Source organism: Streptococcus suis (genome assembly GCF_024509555.1).
In the GTDB taxonomy this organism is placed as follows: domain Bacteria; phylum Bacillota; class Bacilli; order Lactobacillales; family Streptococcaceae; genus Streptococcus; species Streptococcus suis_AD.
On sequence record NZ_JAMWEL010000027.1, the window covers coordinates 1 to 17,652 of the forward strand.

Below are 17,652 nucleotides of genomic sequence, written 5' to 3' on the forward strand. Positions count from 1 at the left end.
AGAGTTAAGTGTTTGTTTTTCATTGTCGATTGCCAACTTGTCCCATAGTAAGTTCTACCTTATTTCTTTGTCTCAGTCTAATTTCCAGTTTTTAAGACAGACTAGAACTTACTTTGAGAATTTAGCAGAAGCAATTTTCGATTTTGAGACTACACACTAAAATTCAGTTTATGGGAGTTTTTTGTTATAATATTCTTTATGAGAATCGTATCAGGAACTTATGGCGGACGACCGCTAAAAACTTTAGAAGGTAAGACAACTCGGCCCACATCGGACAAGGTCCGTGGAGCCATGTTCAATATGATTGGTCCTTATTTTGACGGTGGTCGAGTCTTGGACCTCTATGCAGGAAGTGGCGGTTTGTCTATCGAGGCTGTTTCTCGCGGCGTGGAGTCGGCAGTTCTGGTCGAGCGAGATCGGAGAGCGCAAGCCATTATCCGCGACAATATTCGCATGACCAAGGAAGATAGCAAGTTTCAGCTTTTGGCCATGGAAGCTAAGCAGGCTTTGGCTCACCTGAGCGGATCCTTCGACCTGGTCTTTCTGGATCCTCCCTATGCAGCCGAGGACATTGTAGCAGATATCACTGAGCTGTGCCAGCGTCAGCTTTTATCCCAAGAGGTCATGGTGGTCTGTGAAACGGATAAGGCAGTTTCTCTTCCGGAGGAAATAGCAGAGCTGGGCATCTGGAAGGAAAAAATCTATGGAATTAGTAAGGTAACCGTTTATGTCAGATAAGATAGGAATGTTCACAGGATCCTTTGACCCCATTACCAATGGGCATCTGGATATCATCGAGCGAGCAAGTGGCCTGTTTGATAAGCTATATGTGGGTATTTTTTTCAATCCCAATAAAATAGGTTTGTTTACAGGGCAGGAGCGTCTAGCCCTTCTACAAAAAGTTTTTGAGGAAAACGAGAAGATTGAGGTTTTTTTAGCTGGTCAGGAATTGGTGGTTGATGTGGCCCGTGAGCGACGGGTTAGTCATATCGTTCGAGGCCTGCGTAATGGAATTGACCTTGAATATGAAGCTAATTTTGACTATTTTAATCGCCAACTAGCTCCGGAACTTGAAACGGTTTATCTCATATCTAAACCTGAGTATCGGAATATATCTTCTAGTCAAATCAGAGAATTGATTCATTATCAGCAAGATATTAGCCCCTATGTTCCCCAAGTTGTCAGTGAGGAGATAAAAAAGAATGAAGAAAAATAAAAAAATACTTCTGATTAGCTCTATTGTTTTAGGTACTCTATTGATCTGGTTTACGGTTTTTGTCCCCTTACCATATTATCTGGAAAAGCCGGGCGGTGCCATGGATGTTCGTCAGGTATTGACAGTCAACGATAAGGTTGATGAAGAGGACGGTTCTTACAATTTTACCTATGTGTCGGTTCAGCAGGCTACGGCACTGCAACTCTTGGCAGCCCAGTTTGACCCATACACAAGTGTCAGTTCAGCTGAGGAGATGACAGGTGGGGCAGACAGCGAGGAATACTTCCGCATTGCCCAGTTCTACATGGAAACTTCGCAAAATATGGCCAAGTACCAAGGTTTGACCTTGGCTGACAAAGAGGTCAGTTTGGATTTCTTCGGGGTTTACGTTCTAGCTTTGGCCGAAGATTCAACTTTTAAGGAAATTCTCAATATTGCAGACACTGTTGTCAGCATCAATGGAAAAACCTTTGAATCCTCACCAGACCTGATTAAATATGTCAGCAGTTTGGAATTGGGTAGTGATGTGACCGTTGGTTACGTAAGCGGTGGTCAGGAAAAATCAGCTGATGGTCAAATTATCAAACTTTCAAATGGTAAAAATGGGATTGGGATTACTCTTGTAGACCATACGGAAGTGGAAAGTTCAGTGCCGATTGAATTCCAAACAGGCAATATCGGTGGCCCAAGCGCAGGTCTCATGTTTACCCTTGCAATCTATACGCAACTGGCTGATCCAACCTTGCGTGATGGGCGCGTGATTGCAGGTACTGGAACCATTGAGCAAGATGGTAGCGTTGGTGATATTGGTGGAGCAGATAAGAAGGTCTTGTCTGCAGCCAAGGCTGGAGCAAGTATCTTCTTTGTTCCCAATAACCCAGTTGATGAAGAAATCTTGAAAGAGGATTCAACAGCTAAAACCAACTATGAAGAGGCTAAAGAAGCTGCTGAAAAGGCAGGTCTGGACATAGAAGTTGTGCCTGTCAAGACAGCTCAGGACGCTATTGATTATTTGAAGAAAACTGGGAGTGGGAAAGAACTCGACCATTCATAGAAGAGTTCGTCTTCCCACCCCCGCACAGTTGATTAGGTCAGATTTGGAGTGTAAAACACGAACAAATCTGCCAATCAACCACTGCGCTGAAATGTTGACACTGATTTTGAGAAGCGGTGCTGGGCTTGAGCCCAGCCTTTTTGCTATTTCATTAAAATTGTCTGAAATTTCTTTGAAAACTTAAACTAGAAGTATTTCAGTTCAAATCGTGATATAATAGTAGGGTTAGATAGAAATAAACTGTATGAAGAAATTACTAGATTGGAGGATTCATGAAAAAAGATATTTCACCAGAAATGTATAACTACAACAAGTATCCTGGACCAAGTTTTGCTCGTGTGGGGGATAAGGTTGTATCTGAAAATATTGAGCTAGATCTTGTGGAAGACTACAAAGAGGCTTTTGACCAGACTATTTTCGGTCAGCGTTTTTCACAGTTGATGCTCAAGTTTGACTATATTGTCGGCGATTGGGGCAATGAACAATTGCGTTTGAAGGGCTTTTATAAGGATGATAAGACTGTTAAGTCTGACTCTAAAATCAGTCGTTTGGATGATTATTTGACGGAATTCTGTAATTTTGGCTGTGCATATTTTGTCTTAGCCAATCCAAATCCGCAGGACTTGCCTGCTGAGGAGGAAGACAGACCCCGTCGCAAGCGGAATCGTTCTCGAAATCGCAATAGAAATCAGCAGCGGGCGGAGTCTATTGCGCCAAAAGAAATGAATGAAAATCGTAGTGTCCGTCAGAAAAAAGGGAAGCAGCAGAACAAGCAGTCAGAGCAACGTCATTTTACTATGAAAAATGCGGGGGCCAAGTCCAGCCAGACGGAGCGTAGTCAGAAGCGTGACCGCAAACAGAATAATCGAGAGATGAATGAGGCTAAGCGTAGCTTTGTCATCCGTCAGAAGTAGGGAGAAACATGAAACCATCAATTTATGCATTTAGTCAAGCCAATCTTGTTGATTGGATATTAGAAAATGGGGAGAAGAAATTCCGTGCGACACAGATTTGGGAATGGCTTTATCGTTCCCGTGTCCAGTCCTTTGCGGAAATGACCAACTTGCCTAAGTCTTTGATTGAAAAATTGGAAGAAAACTTTGTGGTCAACCCACTCAAACAACGGATTGTACAAGAGTCTAAGGACGGTACGATCAAATACCTGTTTGAATTGCCAGATGGCATGTTGATTGAAACAGTTCTGATGCACCAGCATTATGGTCTGTCAGTTTGTGTAACGACACAGGTTGGATGTAATATTGGCTGTACCTTCTGTGCTTCTGGTTTGATTCCTAAGCAACGGGATTTGACCAGTGGTGAGATTGTGGCTCAGATTATGTTGGTGCAGAAATACCTGGATGAGCGTAATCAGAATGAGCGTGTCAGCCATATCGTTGTCATGGGGATTGGTGAGCCACTTGACAACTATGATAATGTTATGACTTTCTTGCGTGTTGTCAATGATGATAAGGGCTTGGCAATTGGTGCCCGTCACATTACGGTTTCTACTTCTGGTTTGGCACCAAAAATCCGTGATTTTGCCCGTGAGGGTGTTCAGGTTAATCTGGCTGTCTCACTCCATGCGCCAAATAACGACCTTCGTTCCAGCATTATGCGGATCAACCGCCGTTATCCAATCGAGGTCTTGTTTGAGGCAATCGAAGACTATATCAAGGTAACTAACCGCCGTGTGACCTTTGAGTATATCATGCTTAATGAGGTCAACGATGGGGTTGAACAGGCGCAAGAATTGGCTGATTTGACCAAGAATATCCGTAAATTGTCTTATATCAACTTGATTCCATACAACCCTGTAAGTGAGCATGACCAGTATAGTCGCTCTACTAGGGAGCGGACCTTGGCTTTCTTTGATGTTTTGAAGAAAAATGGGGTCAACTGTGTCGTTCGTCAGGAACATGGTACTGATATTGATGCAGCTTGTGGTCAGTTGCGTTCCAATACCCTCAAAAAGGACCGTGAAAAAGCGCGTGCTCGTATTGCAGCAGCCAAAGCCAAGGCAGGTATTCAGGCATGAGAACATTCTTCCAAGCAGATGGAAACTTGACCAAGCTAGGAAGACAGATTTGTAAGACCTTAGCTGGAGCCTATGCTCTGGCTATTGTTTTACTCTGTTTCCTACCTCAGTCTTGGTATCCTCAATACAAGGATTTCTCCACACCAGGAATTATTCAGATTGGACGGCTCTATCTCCTGCCTACCCCTTTCAACAGCATCGTCAATGGGGATAAGGTGGACAGTCTGGCGGACCTAGGCTGGATTTTCCTGCAAAACATTACCAATATTTTTCTGCTCTTTCCACTTGTTTTTCTTCTCTTATTCCTTCGGGAAGAATGGCGGAGCCTTCGAGCGGTGATACGTTATAGTTTTTGTATGAGCTTGTTTATCGAATGTACCCAGCTCTTGTTAGACCTGCTCATCGATGCGGGGCGAGTGTTTGAAGTGGATGACCTCTGGACCAATACGCTAGGAGGTGTCTTGGCCTATCTATTATTTACCAATCTTCAAAAAGGAATTGGCATCCTATTATCTAGAACAAAAGACGATAGATAGAAAGATAGGTGAAAATGAATGAATTTTCAAATTTTTTAGAAAATTTCAAAAAAACACTTGACCTATTTTGAATTGTGGCGTATAATTTTATGTAATCAGAAGAAGTAATAAACTGTTTAGCTGAAGAGAGTCTATGGTTGGTGCAAATAGATGCTAGTCGTTTATGAAATGGGCTGATGCCAAATGTAGTAATGAGTGGTATGAAACAGTTTTATCTATGTTTGGGTATGTGAATTCGAAACAATGAGAATTCGGTCCGCACCCCTTATCGTGCGTCTCCTTGTTTGAGGAGAATGAGTTATGGTCTTACTAGTCGAGTCCATAAGTGAGGTGGCACCGTGTCCATTGACGCCCTCGCAGGTTGTTTTCCTGCAAGGGCTTTTCTATTTGTCTGTGTAGATAGTGCGAGGTAATTAGTATGAAGCGATGGCGTAGCAATTTTTAATAAATGATGGATGTTGTTAGTAGAAAAATCTCAGTATAAAGGAAATAGAAAGAGGAATTCATATGGCAGAAAAAGGTTATTTTGGACAATTTGGTGGTAGCTTTGTACCGGATCAAATTCAGGTCTTGTTGGATCAATTGGAAGAGACGTTTGAAACCTATCGTAATGATCCGGAATTCATTTCCGAATACCAAGGCTATTTAAAGGATTATGCAGGTCGTGAAACACCATTGTATTTTGCGGAATCCTTGACCAAGGAGCTTGGTGGAGCGAAAATTTATCTCAAACGGGAAGATTTGAATCACTTGGGTTCCCACAAACTCAATAATGTCTTGGGTCAGATACTCCTAGCTAAGCGAATGGGTAAAACGCGTGTGATTGCAGAAACTGGTGCTGGTCAACATGGGGTTGCGACTGCTGCTGTGGCGGCACGATTTGGCTTGGGTTGCGATGTCTATATGGGGGCTGAAGATGTTAAGCGTCAACGCCTCAATGTATTTCGGATGGAGATGATGGGGGCGCGTGTTCATGCTGTAACGGATGGCACTCAGACCCTGAAAGAGGCCGTTGATGCGGCATTCGGTGCATGGATGGCAGATTTGGATGCCTTCTATGTTTTGGGATCAGCAGTCGGTCCGCATCCTTATCCGACTATTGTCCATGAGTTTCAAAAGATTATTAGTGTAGAATCTCGCCGTCAGATTTTAGAAAAAGAAGGTCGTTTGCCAGACTATGTCATTGCCTGTGTGGGTGGTGGTTCCAATGCCATTGGTGCATTTTCTCAATATTTACCAGATGAATCTGTTCAGTTGATTGGTGTAGAGGCGGCCGGTAAGGGTGTTGATACGGAACTCCATGCAGCGACCATGACGAAAGGAACAGTCGGTGTGGTTGACGGTATGAAGACTATTTCGCTCTTTGATGAAAATGGTGGTGTGGCTCCTGTCTATTCGATCTCAGCTGGTTTGGATTATCCAGGTGTTGGTCCAGAACATGCCCACTATAAGGAAACTGGTCGTGTTCAATATGTTGCAGCAACAGATGATGAGGCGGTTAATGCCCTTCTGACCTTAAGTCGCACAGAAGGAATTCTTCCTGCCATTGAATCGTCTCATGCGATTGCAGAAGCTATTCGATTAGCACCACAACTAGATAAAGATAAAATAATTATGATTAATGTCTCCGGTCGAGGAGACAAGGATGTCGCAGCGATTGCGGATTATTTGGAGAATAGATAAGAGAAAACCCCTGACAATTGCCTATCGTCAGGGGACATTTGTTTATTTCCAAAAGTCATCAAAAATAGTAATTGGTAAGTGGCGTTTGTGGGCTGTTTTCTTCCACCATCCTTCGATAATGGTTTGGGCTTGAGGGTCGATGATTTTGCCTTCAAGATAGTCGTCGATTTGGTTGTAGGTAACACCAAGAGCAACTTCATCCGCCAGGCCTGGTTTGTCCTCTTCCAAGTCAGCGGTAGGGACTTTGAGGTAGAGTTTTTCATCTGCTCCCAAGGCTGCTAGAAGTTGCTTACCTTGACGCTTGTTAAGGCGGAAGAGGGGGAGAATGTCTGCACCGCCATCACCGTGCTTGGTAAAGAAGCCGGTGATATTTTCAGCGGCATGGTCGGTTCCAATCACAGCTCCCTTGCGTTCACCGGCAACTGCATATTGGGCAATCATGCGCATGCGGGCTTTAGCATTTCCCTTATTAAAATCAGACATAGCAAGCCCATTTGCATTGACAGCCGCCGCCATAGCATCTGTAGATTCCTTGATGTTGATGGTTAGGCTGACATCTGGTTGAATAAAGGCTAGGGCTGCTTGGGCATCGGACTCGTCAGCCTGCACACCGTAAGGGAGACGGATAGCGATAAATTGATAAGAATCGTCACCTGTTTCCGCTCTCATTTCTTCCATGGTCAGCTGGGCCAAACGACCAGCCAAAGTCGAATCTTGTCCACCCGAAATACCCAAAACATAGGTTTTCAAAAAGGGATGTTTTTTCAGATAGTCTTTGAGAAAGTCGATGGAGCGACGGATTTCTTCATTTGGGTCAATGCTTGGCTTGACACCTAGTTCCTTGATAATGGTTTCTTGTAGGGTCATTGGCTACCTTTCTTAGATGGATTTGGCCTGGCTTTGTTTGCGAATGCGATTGATGATGTTCATCTTGTTATCCCAGACATCTTGGGCCAGGTCAACTGGATAGAGCTGCGGATTGAGTACGCGTTTGTATTCGTCCCAGAGCTTGTCAAATTCTTGGTTGGCATAGGCTTGAATTTCTGCTAGACTTGGTAATTCATAGACTTGCTTGCCCTCTTCAAAAATTGGAATAAGGAGGGGACGGGCATCGAAGTTTTCAATGGTCTTGTTGATGTAGGTATAGGTCGGATGGAACATATAAATGCTGTCCATTTGGCTGACATCGGTATCCGCAAAGGTGATATAGTCGCCTTCTGACTTGCCTTTTTCTTTTGAGGTGATGCGCCAGACTTGTTTTTTGCCAGGTGTCGATACTTTTTCCACGTTGGAAGATAGTTTGATGGTATCTCGCATCTTTCCATGTTCCTCTTCAATGGAAACAATCTTATAGACAGCACCCAAGGCAGGTTGGTCATAAGCAGTAATCAACTTAGTCCCCACTCCCCAGACATCAATCTTGGCCTTTTGCATTTTGAGGTTGAGGATGGTATTTTCATCCAAGTCGTTGGATGCGTAGATTTTGGCTTCCGTAAAGCCTGCCTCGTCCAACTGTTGACGGACCTTTTTGGAAATATAGGCCATATCACCAGAATCAATCCGAACCCCTTTGAAGTTAATCTTATCGCCCATTTCCTTGGCAACCTTGATGGCTGCTGGGACACCGATTCGAAGGGTATCATAGGTATCTACCAAGAAAACACAGTCGTGATGGGTTTCAGCGTAGGCCTTGAAAGCCTTGTAATCATCGCCGTAGGTTTGGACTAGGGCATGGGCATGGGTACCAGCGACAGGAATGCCGAAGATTTTTCCTGCTCGAACATTGGAAGTGGCAGAAGCGCCGCCGATAAAGGCTGCGCGGGTACCCCAAATGGCAGCATCCATTTCTTGGGCACGACGGGTACCAAATTCCATAAGCGCCTCTTCTTCAATGACTGCCTTGATACGACGGGCCTTGGTGGCGATCAGGGTTTGGTAGTTGACGATATTGAGTATGGCTGTTTCAATCAACTGGCACTGGGCAAGTGGGCCTTCAATCTGCATAATGGGCTCGTTGGCATAGACTAGGTCGCCTTCCTTGGCAGAACGAACGGTCAAGTTCATTTCTAGATTTGCCAAATAATCCAGGAAATCCTTAGGATAGCCTAATTCAGTCAAATAGTCAATATCTGTCTGGCTGAAGCTGAGATTGTTGAGATATTCTACCACACGCTCCAAACCTGCAAAGACGGCATAGCCATTTTTAAAGGGCTGAGAACGGAAATAGACTTCAAACACGGCATGTTTGTTGTGTATGTTTTGATTAAAATAGACCTGCATCATATTGATCTGGTAAAGGTCGGTATGCAGGGTTAAACTGTCATCTGTAAAAACTGTCATAGCTTTCTCCTTTATTCTTTCTATTATACCAAAAAAATCGAGCTAGGCTCGATTTAGAGAGTGATATTGATGATCAGGCTGGCCAAAAAAAGAAAAGGTACATAGGGTAGGGATTTTGGTTTAAAGATGAAAAAGATGGACAGACCTAGGATGGAACTAAGCTGAATAATCCAAAGAATTTCTGTAAAGCCAAACAAAAGTGACAGACTTGCCAGATAGAGAAAATCGCCAGAACCGATATTGAGGTGCCATTTTTCAGTCAGATAGGCCAGGAGCAAAAAACCACAGAAGAGCCAGTTGAGCTGTGAGAGAATGAGGGCTACAAAGGTAAAGAGTAGCCAGACAGCGAAGGGATATTCCTGATGCTTGATGTCGTAAATGGTCAAGACTAGCCCTGCAAAGATAAGAATGGTTTCAGCTATGGATAGGATGTGAAAATGGCAGAGCAGGACCAATAGACCAGCTAAAAACTCCAGTCCCAGATACCAATAAGGAATTTTCGCCTTGCAGTAACGGCACTTAGATTTTGTAGAAAGCTGGGAAAGAATAGGAATTAGATCCCAAGCTTTGAGCCGTCGCTTGCAGGCATTGCAGTGACTAGAGGGTGCGATAATGGACTGTTCAGGGAAACGGTCGATGACCAATCCCAAGAAGGAGCCGATAGAAGCTCCAAGGAAAAATAGGATAATTGTCTTCATACCTATTTATTCGCAAATGGGAGAGGAAAATGAGATATTTTTTAAAATTTTTTTACAAAATTTCGATGGTACTCTGGATAATGCCAAAGGAATGGAGAGAATTCCGTATTTTTGCTTTGGTCTTGTCTGCTACAGCAGGATTTGTTAGTTTGACCGTCACTGTCGCACAATGGTCATATCCATCCATGGTCCAGACATTTAGTTGAGTGATTTCGTGAACATTTTCAAGAGCAAGGAGAATTTCTTTCACTTCTTCAAGATTTACTCCTTGCGGACTTGTTTCAAGTAGAATCTTGACACTATTCCAAGCTTTTGGCAGGGCTTTGGAGAGGATGAAGATAGCAATACCGAGTGAGAGTAATGGGTCTAGAAAGTACCAATCAGTGAATTGAAGAATGATGGAAACAAGGATGACCGCCAGCCATCCCAAAATATCCTCTAAAAAGTGTAAGCTGAGAATGGATTCATTATGGCTATGGCCATTTTTTACAATACGAGAAGCAAAGAAATTGATGATGACAGCGATAATCCCAAGTATCAGCATCCCATCCTGATTGACAGGCTGGGGATGGAAAAGATTGGGAATGTTTTCTACAAGGATCAAGCTGGAGCCGATAATCAGAATGCTGGAAGTCAAGAGAGCAGCCAAAATATTCCATCTCTTGTAGCCAAAAGGATAGAACTTGTCAGCAGGTTTATTGGCATAGGTTTGCATGATGGCAGAGCTTCCGATGGCGAGGGCGTCACCCAAATCATGAACAGCATCTGCTAAGATAGCGCTGGAACCAAAGAGCCAGCCAAAGATAAACTCGATGATAGAAAAGCTGAGATTGAGGAGAAAAGCGATAAATGTATTTTTAGAAGATGACATGAGATTCCCTTTCTGTGTTATACTGTTTATAGGTTTATTATGTACTGTAATGAGCCAAAAAACTAGAAACAAGAGAAACGGTTTGTCTTTTTCTGAACAAATTGTTTGAAATGTACGAAAAATGGATAGACGAATTGCAAAAACAAAAAGAGCTATTTTTCAGGCTTTTTTGACCTTATTAAATGATAAAGGTTATGATGACATGCGCGTGCAGGATGTTATTGACCTGGCAGATGTGGGGCGTTCCACTTTCTATGCCCACTATGCCAGTAAAGAGGCTCTTTTGGAAGAACTTTGTCATGACCTCTTTCACCACTTATTTACAGGTCGTGAAGATGCGGATGTGAAGACTTTGTTGGCCCATATTTTCAAACACTTTCGGACCAATCAAGACCGAGTTGCCAGCCTTTTATTGTCCCGCAATGCCTATTTTCTAAGAGAACTGGAAGCGGAGCTGAAACACGACATTTTTCCAAAAGTGGTTGAAGACTACATGCAGGACAAGGGGAATCTTCCAGAGGATTTGCTGGTGCATTTTGTTGTGACCACTTTTGTGGAGACGGTCAGCTGGTGGTTGCAGCAACGCAAAAAGGTGGACGAAGCCACCTTGACCGAATATTATGTAAGATTATTAGCTTAAGGAGTGAAAATGCTTAGACCTTTACACATGGCCCATGCCTTTTTAGATGAGATTTTAACAGACCAGGACCTAGCGGTCGATGCGACGATGGGAAATGGTCATGACACGCTATTTTTAGCCCAACGAGCAGGAAAAGTTGTGGCCTTTGATATTCAGGAACAAGCCCTGGCCACAACGGCTGAAAAACTAGAAAAAGCTGGCTTGACCAATGCCCAATTGGTTTTGACAGGGCACGAAAACCTAGACAAGTATGTGGAGGAATGCAAGGCAGCAATTTTCAATCTGGGCTATCTTCCTTCGGCGGATAAGTCAGTTATTACCCTGCCTGCAACCACCCTTCAAGCTATTGAAAAAGTTCTTGACAGACTGGTGGTTGGAGGTCGCTTGGCTATCATGATTTATTATGGTCATGAGGGTGGAGCTCTTGAGAAAGATGCAGTCTTAGACTTTATCAGCCAGTTAGACCAGACTGTCTTTACCACCATGCTCTACAAACCGCTCAACCAAGTCAATACCCCACCGTTTTTGGTCATGGTGGAACGATTAAAATCCAGCTCAAACTAGGGCTGGATTTGTTTGTTATAATATGGGCTTAATGAACAATCTTCCCTCACCCAAGTCAATCAATTCCACCTGATTGCCATAAAAATCGCTGAGGAGTTCAGGTGTCAGGATATCTTGTTTTGCTCCCTGAGCCAAGACCATGCCATCTTTGAGCAGGAGGACATGGGTGAAATGATCAGTGATTTCTTCGGCGTGATGGGTGACGTAGATAATGGCAGGAGCCGTTGGGAGTTGGCAGATGTAGTCAATGTGGTGGAGCAGGCGTTCGCGAGCCAAGAGGTCTAAGCCCACAGTAGCCTCGTCTAAAATCAAAATAGCCGGTTCTTCCATCAAACTGCGGGCGATCAGCAGGAGTTGGCGTTCACCTTGTGACAAACTGGCATAGGTCCTGCCAATCAAGTGGTCAGCCTTGATTGTTTTCAGCATTTCAATAGCCTGGTCCAATTCTGTCTGACCATATTCCCGGTACAAGATAGAAGACTTATATTTTCCTGTCAAGACAATCTGCTCAGCCGTCAAATCAATGGGAAATCGTTCTGCCAAAAAGGAGCCAACCACCCCAATCTTAGTGCGCAGGCCGGGAATATCACCCTTACCAAATTCCACACCTAGAACAGTCAACTCGCCAGATGTCTTCCAAAACTCTGCCATCAATATGCGCAGCAGTGTGGATTTTCCAGCACCGTTAAGGCCTAAAATAGCCCAACGCTCTCCCTTTCTAAATTCCCAGTTAAGGTCTTCTAAAATAGCTTTACCCTGTCTAGTGTAGGATAAGTTTTTCATTGATACGATCATATTTTTTCCAATCTATTGAACTTTCTTGTAAAAAAGAAATTGGGTATTCCATTTACCATAATGTTCTATTTATGGTATAATAGAGCTATTATATCATTTTTTTTAGGAGAATATCATGGAAGACCCTGGTAGTCAGACCATTCATTTACAAATTTTATTACTGTTATTATTGACCTTGTTGAATGCCTTCTTTTCAGCATCTGAAATGGCTCTTGTTTCTCTAAATCGTTCTAGGGTAGAGCAAAAGGCTGCTGAAGGTGAAAAACGCTACATCAGATTGATTCAAGTTTTAGAAAACCCCAACAATTTTCTTTCAACTATTCAGGTTGGAATTACCTTTATTTCCATTCTTTCGGGTGCCAGTTTGGCCAACGATTTGGGTGCTGTTTTCGCCAAGTGGTTGGGCAACTCAACAACAGCGCAGACAGCTGGTTACTGGTTGGCTCTGGCTATGTTGACATTTGTGTCTATTGTACTGGGTGAACTATATCCCAAGCGGATTGCCATGAACATGAAGGAAAATCTGGCAGTAGTCACTGCACCTGTGATTATTTTCCTAGGAAAAATTGTTAGCCCCTTTGTTTGGCTTTTATCAGCCGCTACCAATCTAATCAGCCGTATCACCCCTATGAATTTTGATGATGCGGACGAGCAGATGACAAGGGACGAAATTGAATACATTTTAACCAAAAGTGAGCAGACTCTGGATGCGGAAGAGATTGAGATGTTGCAAGGTGTATTCTCCTTGGATGAGCTGATGGCGCGTGAGGTTATGGTTCCTCGGACAGATGCTTTTATGGTAGACATTGAAGATGATACAGAAACCATAATGGCTGCCATTTTGAAACAGAATTTTTCACGTATCCCAGTTTACGATGGGGATAAGGACAATATCATCGGACTGATTCATACCAAGAAAATCTTGTCAGAAGCCTTTACGAATGGTTTTGATAATCTCAACATCCGTCGTATCATGCAGGAGCCACTTTTTGTTCCAGAAACGATTTTTGTAGATGATTTGTTGACATCATTGCGAAACACCCAAAATCAGATGGCTATCCTGCTAGATGAGTATGGTGGAGTTGCGGGTCTGGTTACCTTGGAAGATTTGTTGGAAGAAATTGTCGGTGAAATCGACGATGAAACGGATAAGACAGAAATTTTTGTCCGAGAAATCGCGGAAAATACCTACATTGTTCAAGGCAATATGACCTTAAATGACTTCAATGAACATTTTGATACCGAGTTAGAGAGTGATGATGTGGATACCATCGCTGGCTATTATCTGACCGGTGTTGGAACCATTCCAAGTCAGGAAGAAAAAGTGACTTTTGAGGTCGACAGTAAAGATCATCACTTAGTTCTGATTAATGATAAGGTGAAAAATGGCCGCGTGACTAAGTTGAAACTTTATATTACCTCAATTGAGAAGGATGAAATAGAAGAATAAAGATGAGCCAGTTGCAGGTTTGCAGCTGGTTTTCAAATTTTCTAGTTTTACACTGCTATTGAAATATAGTATAATATTTTTTGTTAGAAATAAGGTTTTATATTAGAAAATTAGTCGTTTTCCTACATATGTCGCTTGATGGATTGTTGAAGGACCGAATGGTGCAATGGATATAAGTTTTGTTCAATATAATCATGAATTAGAGGAGTTTGCCAACCAGGTGACCGCAAAAGCAGATACAATTTTGTGGGGGCATTCCACCTATGAAATGATGTATCATTATTGGCCAAATATGCTGGATAATTTGGAAGCAAGTGAACATGAACGCAATCATGCAGCATGGGTAAATGCTGTTGAAAAACTAGTTTGTTCGACAAGCCTTTCGGAAGTTACTTGGAATAATGCAAGTTTAATTAAGGACAATCTTATCCAACGTCTTCACATTGAAAAGTCGAAAGAAGGTGGAGCTATTCTTGTCATAGGAAGTCCAAGATTAGCTCAATTTCTATTAAAAGTAGGACTGGTTGACCAGCTATGTTTGACAGTTTCACCGGTCATTGTAGGTGCGGGATTTAATTTATTTAATAGGATCTCGGGTACATTGAAATTGTTGGAATCTGTACAAATGCAGTCTGGTGTATTGGGTTGACTTATTCTATTACCGAATCTGAATGGTCCATTATTTAAATGAGCAAAAGATAGAAGCGTTTTCATTTTTGTGGTATAATAACTGTATAATGAAAACGAGGACGGAATCATGGAAGAAATAGATTATAGAAAAGTTACAGGTCTAGTACATTCGACCGAGAGTTTTGGTTCTGTTGATGGACCGGGTGTGCGTTTTGTGGTCTTTATGCAAGGCTGCCACATGCGGTGTCAGTATTGTCATAACCCTGATACATGGGAGTTGGTCAATCCTGCTGCCAAGGAGCGGACGGCAGAAGATGTACTAAATGAAGCCTTGCGTTTTCGCATGTTTTGGGGCAAGGAAGGTGGTATTACCGTTTCTGGTGGCGAGGCGACCATTCAGATAGACTTTTTGATTGCCCTCTTTTCTTTGGCCAAAGAAAAGGGGATTCATACAACATTGGATACCTGTGCTCTAACTTTCCGTTCGACCGAGCGCTATTTAGAAAAATACAATCGCTTGATGGAAGTAACAGACTTGGTGCTTTTGGATATTAAAGAGATTAATTCTGATCAGCATCGAATTGTTACAGGTCATAGCAATAAGACTATTTTAGAGTGCGCTCGTTATTTGTCGGATATTGGTAAGCCAGTTTGGATTCGTCATGTTTTGGTACCTGGTTTGACAGATCGAGATGAAGACTTGGTTGAATTGGGTAAATTTGTCAAAACCTTGAATAATGTAGAACGCTTTGAAGTGTTACCTTATCACAATCTTGGCGAATTTAAGTGGCGTGAATTAGGAAGACCTTACCCACTAGAGGGAACCAAGCCACCGACAAAAGCACGAGTAGAAAATGCAAAAGCATTAATGGAAACGGAGTCCTATCAAGACTACTTGAATAGGATTAAAGGATAGACTTAAAAAGACTTACCAAGATAGCTGAGTTGGTAAGTCTTTTTCTATGTTTTCTATTCAATTATGTAGAGTTTAGTTTTTATGCCATCCACATCAACAAAGGCAGCAGAACTATTCATGCTTTCTACCTTTAAGTTTGCAGCAATGGCACGATTCAAGGTTGCTTCAAAAGCTTCCTGATTGGAATAAATGACTGTATAGTAGGAAAGGCCTGGCATGCCTTCTTGTCTGGTTTTCAGATTTTTGCCACCCCATTCATTGACAGCTAAATGGTGGTGATAATCACCGGAGGCTAGCCAGGCTGCAGATGGGACGGAGAATTTATCCTCGACAGCTAGGACTTCTTGGTAAAAACGGCTAGAAGCAGTGCTTTCTCGGACAGATAGATGGACATGACCCATGCGACTGCCAATCGGTATCTGATAGGCTGCGTCAGCTTTTTTCCCTAAAGCATAGATCGTTTCAGCATCCATAGGCTCAGTAATGCCGACGATTCGGCCGTCTGGTCGGACATCCCAAGTGTCTTGAGGGAGGTCGCGGTAGATCTCGATGCCGTTGCCTTCCGTGTCGGCTAGGTAAATGGCTTCGCTGTAACCGTGGTCGCTGGCGCCTTGGAGAGGAATCTTATTGTCGATAAAGTGTCGGAAAATGGTCCCCAGGTCCTCACGGCTAGGTAGGACGATGGCCAAGTGATAGAGTCCGTAGCTGTGGCTAACTTCACCTTTCTGCTCTGTTTGAATCAGGCGAATAAGGATGTTTTATCCAACGCCTAGGTCAATCTGGTTGGGGCTTTGGGAGAGAACTTGGAGCCCCAAGACTTGTTGGTAAAACAGGCTTTGGAGTTCCAGATTGCGGACATTGAGGGCGACGTGGCCCAGTTCAAATTGGGAATTGTACATGGGAATACCTAGCTTTCTGATACAATTTATAGGAATTTTCGAGTTACTTAGTTAATGTGTGACGAATAGACTTTTGAAAATTGATTTTTATCTCATAGCTTTCTCAACAAGTGCGCTATCTACGATTTGGATAAAGTGTGTAATTCTATTTTCAGCATTAAAATCGTAAATATGGACAAAGTCTGCTTGGAAGGATTTCTGAGTAAGGTTGTAGGTCCCCTTGTAGTAGCCATAAACCATGACACGGTTTCCTGAAAAGGCGTAATCAACGGGTGTGGCACTATAATTGGTCCATTCAGAACCTAGTCTTGCATGGACGTTTTCGATCACTGCATCTGGACCGATATAGGTACCAGCATAGGGAAAGCCTGCAGCTTCTGTCCAAGAGACATCAGCAGCCAAATGGCTCTTGAAATCTTCTATTCGACCTTGAGCAGTAGCTAGATAAGTTTCTTCTAAAATATTTTTATATAATTGATTTTTTGACATACATTACCCCCATGGGATTTCACCTGTTAAGACTTTAGCACTCAATTCTAAGACTCCCTCGTTACGAAGATTAGGGAATTCTTCTTTCATTTTAGCGATAAAAGTAGCTGAGTCCTTGACTTCTTTTTTTAATTTGATTGCTACTTCAATATAGGCAATTGAAAAATCAAGTGCTTGAGAATCAAATGAACCTTCACTATCTGCATGACCTGGAATAATGAGAGAGGCATCCAGTGCCTTCATATCTTTTAATCGATCTTGCCAGGCTTTCAATTGCTCGGTAGTTTGTGAATCTGCTAAGAAGAGGTGAATTTGATTAAAGGTATTGATACCGCCAATAATGGTTTTGGTTTCTGCATTCCAAAGATTGATTTGACTTGGTTCACTACCGAAAAATTCCCATTTATCACCTTCAAATTCTAATGTAGATTCTTGAATGAGCGCTGGTAAAATAATATTTTTAGGAGCTTGGTCACCTAAAGAGCCGCCCCATACCTGTAATTTTTTTGATACTGTTTTTAAAATATGGTCGATAACATAAGACGTTGCATAGACAATGACTTCTGGGAATGATTTTTTGATAGGCTCAAGAGCAAAATAATAGTCTGGATCCCCTTGAATGATAAAGATTTTTTCTAATGTCAGTTGCGCGTCTTGTAGATAGCGAACAATTCGCTCTCCTTCTGATTGTTTAAACCCTGAACCTACAAGGAGAGCCTTACCATTTTTAATGATTAAGGTCGCCGTAACCATAAAACTTGATTCGTCATTTGTAAAGATGTGTAATTCTGTTCCATTTTGTAGCTTATAATGTTTTTCCATAAATAGTTGCCCTT

General features: G+C 42.6%; 19 protein-coding genes and 1 pseudogene. 12 read left to right on the top strand and 8 right to left on the bottom strand.

Translation table 11 applies throughout. The features are described from left to right. Positions 1-198: 198 nt before the first annotated feature. From rsmD to trpB, 7 genes are all read left to right on the top strand, one after another. The gene (gene rsmD / locus NF418_RS09480) at positions 199-738 is read left to right on the top strand and encodes a 16S rRNA (guanine(966)-N(2))-methyltransferase RsmD (RefSeq protein ID WP_171999274.1); all 540 of its coding nucleotides are present in this window, start codon (positions 199-201) and stop codon (positions 736-738) included. Further along, on the top strand, positions 728-1,216 hold the full coding sequence (gene coaD, locus NF418_RS09485; RefSeq protein ID WP_256779434.1) for a pantetheine-phosphate adenylyltransferase: 489 nt from the start codon (positions 728-730) through the stop codon (positions 1,214-1,216). Before rsmD ends, coaD begins: the two co-directional genes overlap by 11 nt. Beyond that, positions 1,203-2,270, top strand: coding sequence for a SepM family pheromone-processing serine protease (locus NF418_RS09490; protein WP_256779436.1), 1,068 nt, complete (start codon positions 1,203-1,205; stop codon positions 2,268-2,270). The genes coaD and NF418_RS09490 overlap by 14 nt, the downstream gene beginning before the upstream one ends. Before the next feature lie 272 nt (positions 2,271-2,542). Next, a complete protein-coding gene (locus NF418_RS09495) occupies positions 2,543-3,184 on the top strand; it encodes a YutD family protein (RefSeq protein ID WP_256779437.1) in 642 nt (213 codons plus the stop codon). Positions 3,185-3,192: 8 nt separating this feature from the next. Further along, on the top strand, positions 3,193-4,305 hold the full coding sequence (gene rlmN, locus NF418_RS09500; RefSeq protein WP_172054357.1) for a 23S rRNA (adenine(2503)-C(2))-methyltransferase RlmN: 1,113 nt from the start codon (positions 3,193-3,195) through the stop codon (positions 4,303-4,305). Further along, positions 4,302-4,841 carry a VanZ family protein gene (locus NF418_RS09505; protein ID WP_105107958.1) on the top strand — a complete coding sequence of 180 codons (540 nt, stop codon included), beginning with the start codon at positions 4,302-4,304 and terminating at the stop codon, positions 4,839-4,841. Before rlmN ends, NF418_RS09505 begins: the two co-directional genes overlap by 4 nt. Positions 4,842-5,348: 507 nt before the next feature. Then, the gene (gene trpB, locus NF418_RS09510; RefSeq protein WP_256779438.1) at positions 5,349-6,524 is read left to right on the top strand and encodes a tryptophan synthase subunit beta; all 1,176 of its coding nucleotides are present in this window, start codon (positions 5,349-5,351) and stop codon (positions 6,522-6,524) included. Positions 6,525-6,566: 42 nt separating this feature from the next. On the opposite strand, the gene nadE is transcribed toward trpB, so the two are convergent. The 4 genes from nadE to NF418_RS09530 are packed head-to-tail and all read right to left on the bottom strand — an operon-like array spanning position 6,567 to position 10,433. Beyond that, complete coding sequence (nadE, locus tag NF418_RS09515; protein ID WP_256779440.1) at positions 6,567-7,391, bottom strand: ammonia-dependent NAD(+) synthetase; 825 nt, start codon at positions 7,389-7,391, stop codon at positions 6,567-6,569. 12 nt (positions 7,392-7,403) lie between these two features. Next, entirely contained in the window at positions 7,404-8,864 is a 1,461-nt protein-coding gene (locus tag NF418_RS09520; RefSeq protein WP_256779441.1) for a nicotinate phosphoribosyltransferase, read from the bottom strand. Between the two features lie 53 nt (positions 8,865-8,917). Continuing rightward, positions 8,918-9,562: a prepilin peptidase gene (locus NF418_RS09525; RefSeq protein WP_256779442.1), complete on the bottom strand. Its 645-nt coding sequence runs from the start codon at positions 9,560-9,562 to the stop codon at positions 8,918-8,920. Between the two features lie 52 nt (positions 9,563-9,614). Continuing rightward, a complete protein-coding gene (locus NF418_RS09530) occupies positions 9,615-10,433 on the bottom strand; it encodes a cation diffusion facilitator family transporter (RefSeq protein ID WP_256779444.1) in 819 nt (272 codons plus the stop codon). A 121-nt stretch (positions 10,434-10,554) separates the two neighbouring features. Between NF418_RS09530 and NF418_RS09535 the strand changes: the two genes are divergently transcribed. Beyond that, positions 10,555-11,073 carry a TetR/AcrR family transcriptional regulator gene (locus tag NF418_RS09535; RefSeq protein ID WP_024378110.1) on the top strand — a complete coding sequence of 173 codons (519 nt, stop codon included), beginning with the start codon at positions 10,555-10,557 and terminating at the stop codon, positions 11,071-11,073. Positions 11,074-11,082: 9 nt separating this feature from the next. Continuing rightward, positions 11,083-11,637: a class I SAM-dependent methyltransferase gene (locus NF418_RS09540; protein ID WP_105142921.1), complete on the top strand. Its 555-nt coding sequence runs from the start codon at positions 11,083-11,085 to the stop codon at positions 11,635-11,637. 15 nt (positions 11,638-11,652) lie between these two features. On the opposite strand, the gene NF418_RS09545 is transcribed toward NF418_RS09540, so the two are convergent. After that, entirely contained in the window at positions 11,653-12,432 is a 780-nt protein-coding gene (locus NF418_RS09545; RefSeq protein ID WP_256779445.1) for an ABC transporter ATP-binding protein, read from the bottom strand. Between the two features lie 115 nt (positions 12,433-12,547). Here NF418_RS09545 and NF418_RS09550 point away from each other — a divergent pair, with 115 nt between their 5' ends. From NF418_RS09550 to pflA, 3 genes are all read left to right on the top strand, one after another. Beyond that, complete coding sequence (locus tag NF418_RS09550) at positions 12,548-13,882, top strand: hemolysin family protein (protein WP_256779446.1); 1,335 nt, start codon at positions 12,548-12,550, stop codon at positions 13,880-13,882. A gap of 166 nt (positions 13,883-14,048) precedes the next feature. Then, on the top strand, positions 14,049-14,531 hold the full coding sequence (locus NF418_RS09555; RefSeq protein ID WP_256779447.1) for a dihydrofolate reductase family protein: 483 nt from the start codon (positions 14,049-14,051) through the stop codon (positions 14,529-14,531). A gap of 105 nt (positions 14,532-14,636) precedes the next feature. Beyond that, positions 14,637-15,428, top strand: coding sequence for a pyruvate formate-lyase-activating protein (gene pflA, locus NF418_RS09560; RefSeq protein ID WP_171999363.1), 792 nt, complete (start codon positions 14,637-14,639; stop codon positions 15,426-15,428). Positions 15,429-15,481: 53 nt separating this feature from the next. On the opposite strand, the pseudogene NF418_RS09565 reads toward pflA, so the two are convergent. From NF418_RS09565 to NF418_RS09575, 3 genes and pseudogenes are all read right to left on the bottom strand, one after another. After that, positions 15,482-16,327, bottom strand: a pseudogene (locus NF418_RS09565) (VOC family protein). Positions 16,328-16,414: 87 nt separating this feature from the next. Next, positions 16,415-16,816 (bottom strand): nuclear transport factor 2 family protein, encoded by a 402-nt coding sequence (locus NF418_RS09570; protein ID WP_024380343.1) that lies wholly within the window; start codon positions 16,814-16,816, stop codon positions 16,415-16,417. A 3-nt stretch (positions 16,817-16,819) separates the two neighbouring features. Then, the gene (locus NF418_RS09575) at positions 16,820-17,638 is read right to left on the bottom strand and encodes a cytoplasmic protein (protein WP_256779448.1); all 819 of its coding nucleotides are present in this window, start codon (positions 17,636-17,638) and stop codon (positions 16,820-16,822) included. Positions 17,639-17,652 lie beyond the last annotated feature (14 nt).

Excerpts from the sequence above, each read along its gene's own strand:
- NF418_RS09540 (WP_105142921.1), top strand. The coding sequence starts at position 11,083 with ATGCTTAGACCTTTACACATGGCCCATGCCTTTTTAGATGAGATTTTA.
- rsmD (WP_171999274.1), top strand. The coding sequence starts at position 199 with ATGAGAATCGTATCAGGAACTTATGGCGGACGACCGCTAAAAACTTTA.
- trpB (WP_256779438.1), top strand. The coding sequence starts at position 5,349 with ATGGCAGAAAAAGGTTATTTTGGACAATTTGGTGGTAGCTTTGTACCG.
- NF418_RS09490 (WP_256779436.1), top strand. The coding sequence starts at position 1,203 with ATGAAGAAAAATAAAAAAATACTTCTGATTAGCTCTATTGTTTTAGGT.
- NF418_RS09545 (WP_256779445.1), bottom strand. The coding sequence starts at position 12,432 with ATGATCGTATCAATGAAAAACTTATCCTACACTAGACAGGGTAAAGCT.
- NF418_RS09520 (WP_256779441.1), bottom strand. The coding sequence starts at position 8,864 with ATGACAGTTTTTACAGATGACAGTTTAACCCTGCATACCGACCTTTAC.
- NF418_RS09570 (WP_024380343.1), bottom strand. The coding sequence starts at position 16,816 with ATGTCAAAAAATCAATTATATAAAAATATTTTAGAAGAAACTTATCTA.
- NF418_RS09555 (WP_256779447.1), top strand. The coding sequence starts at position 14,049 with ATGGATATAAGTTTTGTTCAATATAATCATGAATTAGAGGAGTTTGCC.
- NF418_RS09525 (WP_256779442.1), bottom strand. The coding sequence starts at position 9,562 with ATGAAGACAATTATCCTATTTTTCCTTGGAGCTTCTATCGGCTCCTTC.
- NF418_RS09550 (WP_256779446.1), top strand. The coding sequence starts at position 12,548 with ATGGAAGACCCTGGTAGTCAGACCATTCATTTACAAATTTTATTACTG.
- NF418_RS09530 (WP_256779444.1), bottom strand. The coding sequence starts at position 10,433 with ATGTCATCTTCTAAAAATACATTTATCGCTTTTCTCCTCAATCTCAGC.
- NF418_RS09535 (WP_024378110.1), top strand. The coding sequence starts at position 10,555 with ATGGATAGACGAATTGCAAAAACAAAAAGAGCTATTTTTCAGGCTTTT.
- NF418_RS09505 (WP_105107958.1), top strand. The coding sequence starts at position 4,302 with ATGAGAACATTCTTCCAAGCAGATGGAAACTTGACCAAGCTAGGAAGA.
- rlmN (WP_172054357.1), top strand. The coding sequence starts at position 3,193 with ATGAAACCATCAATTTATGCATTTAGTCAAGCCAATCTTGTTGATTGG.
- nadE (WP_256779440.1), bottom strand. The coding sequence starts at position 7,391 with ATGACCCTACAAGAAACCATTATCAAGGAACTAGGTGTCAAGCCAAGC.
- NF418_RS09575 (WP_256779448.1), bottom strand. The coding sequence starts at position 17,638 with ATGGAAAAACATTATAAGCTACAAAATGGAACAGAATTACACATCTTT.
- NF418_RS09495 (WP_256779437.1), top strand. The coding sequence starts at position 2,543 with ATGAAAAAAGATATTTCACCAGAAATGTATAACTACAACAAGTATCCT.
- coaD (WP_256779434.1), top strand. The coding sequence starts at position 728 with ATGTCAGATAAGATAGGAATGTTCACAGGATCCTTTGACCCCATTACC.